Source organism: Mycobacterium gordonae (genome assembly GCF_001417955.2).
Taxonomy (GTDB): Bacteria; Actinomycetota; Actinomycetes; order Mycobacteriales; family Mycobacteriaceae; genus Mycobacterium; species Mycobacterium gordonae_B.
The window spans coordinates 1-4,388 of sequence record NZ_LKTM01000099.1 but is presented as its reverse complement, the minus strand read 5'-3'; the positions used below and the strand labels follow the sequence as shown (position 1 = coordinate 4,388).

At 64.2% G+C, this 4,388-nt stretch carries 4 protein-coding genes; 3 read left to right on the top strand and 1 reads right to left on the bottom strand.

Annotation, left to right across the window (positions count from 1 at the left end):
• Positions 1-563, bottom strand: a 563-nt coding sequence (locus tag AO501_RS10295; RefSeq protein ID WP_156452456.1) for a PE family protein, incomplete at its 3' end; no start/stop codon positions are given.
• A gap of 947 nt (positions 564-1,510) precedes the next feature.
• Here AO501_RS10295 and AO501_RS40680 point away from each other — a divergent pair.
• The 3 genes from AO501_RS40680 to AO501_RS10285 all read left to right on the top strand — a co-directional run.
• Positions 1,511-1,912: a helix-turn-helix domain-containing protein gene (locus AO501_RS40680; RefSeq protein WP_082658533.1), complete on the top strand. Its 402-nt coding sequence runs from the start codon at positions 1,511-1,513 to the stop codon at positions 1,910-1,912.
• A complete protein-coding gene (locus tag AO501_RS10290; protein WP_156452455.1) occupies positions 1,902-2,357 on the top strand; it encodes a hypothetical protein in 456 nt (151 codons plus the stop codon). Before AO501_RS40680 ends, AO501_RS10290 begins: the two co-directional genes overlap by 11 nt.
• A 511-nt stretch (positions 2,358-2,868) precedes the next feature.
• On the top strand, positions 2,869-4,388 hold a 1,520-nt coding region (locus AO501_RS10285; RefSeq protein ID WP_055577617.1), incomplete at its 3' end, for a ParB/RepB/Spo0J family partition protein.

Below are 4,388 nucleotides of genomic sequence, written 5' to 3'. Positions count from 1 at the left end.
CCGTACAACCAGCCCCCGGCGCCCCCGGTGCCACCGACGCCGCCAACAGCTCCGGTACCGCCGGCGCCGCCGTTGCCGAACAGCCCCGCCGCACCGCCGTTTCCGCCCGAGCCGTTAAAGCCGTTGCCGCCGTTACCCCACAGCAGACCACCGGCCTGCCCGTTCGGATTGGCCGCCGTGCCGGCGGCGCCGTCACCGATCAACGGGCGACCCAGCAGCGCGTTCGTCGGCGCATTGATCGCGCCCAGCAGCTCACGTTCAACGCTTTGCAATGGGTTGGCGTTGACTGCCTCAGCCGACGCATACGACGCGGTGCCGGCGGTCATCATTTGCACGAACTGGGCGTGGAACGCCGATGTTTGGGCGCTCACCGCCTGATAAGCCGCACCGTGGGAGCTGAACAGCGCAGCAATGGCCGCCGATACCTCGTCGGCGCCGGCGGCCAACACGGTGGTCGTCGACGCGGCTGCAGCCGAACCGGCCTCCTGCAGCGTAGTACCGATCCCGGCCAGGTCTTTTGCCGCGGACTCGACCAACTCGGGAGTGATGGTGACAAACGACATTTCGGGTTCCCGCAATTCGTATTCGTGGGTGGGTCATGACCGCATTACCGGCCAAGACGATAATGCATCCGATTAGCTAACGCATACGATACATGATAGTATCTAATAGTCTGAACCACTCAGTCGTATGCGCTTCGTCACTCGCGTGCCTCGAATCGGATGCGGCGATCAGGTCCCGCTGATGGGGGTTGGTTGGAGACCTATCGTCGGGCGCAGTGGATCAGTGCGCGGACCTCACCCAAGGGGTGGTGTCGGCGTGCACGACCTGGAAGCCGCGCGTTCCGTGACGCGACTGGCACGACCACTCAACGTCTTGGTCCAGAACAGATGCAAGCCCTTGATCAAGCACTGCGCTTCGTCCTCGATCTGTAAGGGAACAATGCATTTTGTTGCGCGCCCGGCCCGGCACGATCCTTGGTGCCCGGAGTCGTTGCGTGGTCGACCCGCGGGCCAAATTGAGACCAGAATCCTTGCAGCTGAGAACAATTTTCGATCGGGCGTCGCATAACGGCTGCATGGCCAATATCGTTGACGGCACCCCTGTTGGTGACCACTGCACGAAGGAACTTGGCCCGAATGTGTGACCCCACTGATCACGTCCAATCGTATGAGGGCGCAATCGTATTGGCATGCGCCCTTCTGCACACCCCCTCCGTACAGCCCAGAGCGGTCTCCTCGTCGGCTGAGATTTGGAAAGTCCACACCGAGCCGGTGCTGGCTGCGCTGTTGTTCGCTGCGTCGCCGTGTCAACGTGGGGGCGGGATGCGCTGGGTCAATGCGGCGGTGTCCGCGCTGGCAGGGGAACCTGGCCCTGCCTCTGACGTGGTCGGGATGGCGGATCCCTTCGGCTGCCGCTCCATCGGCAGTCTTGACAATCTTTCTGGCCCCCAGCGTGATTCAGTTCTGCTGACCGTCAGAGATGCTGTACTGCCGTGGATCGTCGCCGCATGAAGCGCCACAACTCACTGGCCCCATTTATCAGTGCGCGGGATTGGGCAATCAGTGCAGACGACCTTCCTCCGACCGAGCGGCTACTTCTGATTCTCCTGTCGGACAAAGTTGATCGCAGCTTCTCGTGCACCCCCACAGTGCGTACTCTGGCCGCGGAATCCGGTGCCGGCAGAAGCACGGTATTGCGCCGGCTGAAGGATTTGGAGGCGCGGGGTCTGATTCGGCGGGAACCGCAGTACGACCACGCCGGGGGCAGGCTTTCTACCCGCTACTTCCTCAATCATCCTCTTGCGCAACATCGATGCCGCACCCATTCGCCGCCGGAAAGGCCAAAGGCGTGCTCGGGTGCCTGTCGCAAGGCCGGCGCCGATTCGGCGGTCGTGTCCCGTGCTCAGTGACGACCAGACGCTGGCCTGGGTCTACGCGGCCAATTGCAGTCTGTACGAGGAAGACCCCGACCCACCATATGTGAATATCGGCTCTCCAATCGAGCCAGTCATGGTCTCACGCACCGAGGCGTACCGTGACCTGTACGCGCGGCTTCTGCTCCTGGACTTTGACGCTGACCCGCAGCGGATTACCGCACTGACACGCTTGATCGACCGCGATGAGCGCCACAGTCCAACGGCCGCGCTGGTCTGGAGCATTGCGGCGGAATTGTGCCAGCGCGCCGCCGCCATTATCGATGGGGCCGGCGCGACCAAACCAGGACCCGAGCGCCGGCGGCTGCTCGCGGGAACCAAACACCTCACGCGCACTGTCATTCTGGGTCGATGGGTGCCCGCGTTTCACGCAGAGCTCGATGACGAGTTACTCAAAGAGTATGCCGCTACCGATGATTGACTCGAGCCTTCCTGAATGCCTGGCGCTACGTAGCCCACTACATTGGTGGGCTTTCATGCCTCGCTGAAATTAATTACCGCTGCGTTGAAGACGGGACCGATTGTTCCTCCTTCGGAGAGGTAGAGCGGGGTGACGGCGAGCGGGTCGTCGGCGCCTCGCTCCGAACTAGGTCTCAAGGGCCTCTGCGGTGCCACGGCGATCAGGGCGAATGGAAGCGCCTGCGGCGCTGCTCGGGTCACGGGCGGCGGCCCTGGCGGGCCTTGCCCGTGCCTTTTGGCTTTTCCTTCTGGCTCTCGATTGTGGCCGGCGACCCGCTGCGCGCAAGGCCGCGGCCTCCGCTTCGCTTCGGGCCGATGGCTCGCAAAGTGTCCGCAGCACTCGCACGCTCGCGCCGAACACTTTGCGCCCGGACCTTGCACTGCGCTGGGCCTGCACCGGCCAAATCATCGGTGCCAGAAGGCAAAAAGAACAGGCGTCCCAGCGGGAGCCGCACTTCCTGAAAGGTACCGACATGTCCGACACCCTCGTCCCCAGCACTGAGAACCGCGACCAAGGCACCATCGAGCACATCTGCCCGATGACGCTGGTCCTGGAAACCAACGTGCGCGACGACGCCGCGCTGGACCGCCAATTCCTGGCCAGCATCAAAGAAAACGGAGTCTTGATCCCGATCGCCGCCGTCCGCCTGCCCGATGGCCAGGTGGTGGTTCGTGCCGGGCAGCGCCGCACACTGGCTGCGCGAGAGGTCGGGTTGCCCACCGTGCCTGTCTATGTGCGCGAGGTCACCGACGTTGACGACAAGGCGCACATCGTGCAGCGACTGACCGAGCAGATCGTGGAGAACGATCAGCGCCTGCAACTGTCCGCTGCTCAGCGGGCGCGCGGTATCCAGCAGATGATCGACGCCGGGGCATCGATCACCGGGGTCGCCAGGAAGCTCTCGGTCCCCAAGGACACCGTCAAAGCCGCCACGGTGGCGGCGAAGTCTCAGACCGCGATGCAGGGCTTGACCGACGGCCAACTCAGTCTGGAAGAGGCTGCGGCCCTGGTGGAGTTCGAGGACCTGCCCGGTGCGGTGAACCGCCTGATGCAGGCTGCGGGCAGCCGACGCTTCGAGCACGTGGTGGCCCAACTGCGCCAGGAGAAGATCACCGCCGAGGCCGAAGCCAAAGCAGCGCAAGCCTTTATCGAGCAGGGATTCACCTGGCTGCAGGAAACCCCCGGCTCCTTCGACCCCGACTGTGTGCCGCTGAACCGGTTGCGCACCGCCGAGGACGCCCCAGTCGATGAGAGCGCGGTGACCAACCCCGCTCACTGGGCGGTGCTGCTCTACGAGTCCGACGGCCTAGTCGATGCGCAGACCGGCGAGGTGGTGGACGAGGACGACGTGGACTGGGCAACCCAGGACGACCCGGACGCCGTGCCCGCAGAGGGGTTGCGTCATGCGTCCACCGTCTCGGAGGTCACCGTGTTTGTGCCGCAATACTTCTGCCGCGATTACCACGCCGCCGGACTCACCGTCGATTCCTGGTTCGCCCGCAATGCCGGGCTGATAGGCAGCGATGCGGCGGGCACTGTCGATCTGGACGACGACGCACGTGAGGCTGAGCGGCAGAGGATTGCTGCCGAGCAGGCCGAGGCAGAAAAGCGGGAGCGGCGAAAGGTGCTGGCGCTCAACAAGCTCGGCGCAGCTGCACTCACCGTACGGCGGGACTTCGTGAAGAAGCTGTTGGCCCGCAAGACCGCACCCAAAGGCGCGGCGATCTTTGTCGCCGACTGCCTGGCCCGTGACAGTTACCTGCTGACCCACCACAGCGCCGCCGAAACGACCGCTGAACTGCTCGGTCTGGGCGACGCAGCGTCGATCACCACGATCGCGGCCACTCTGGCGGCCAACGCCGACGCCCGCGCCCAGGTCCTCACCCTGGGACTGGTTCTGGGAGCACTGGAATCACGCTTATGTGGCGTATCTGGATCTGTTCATTGTTCGGACGTGTTACCCCTTCGGATCAGTCAGCGTCAGGGATGCCG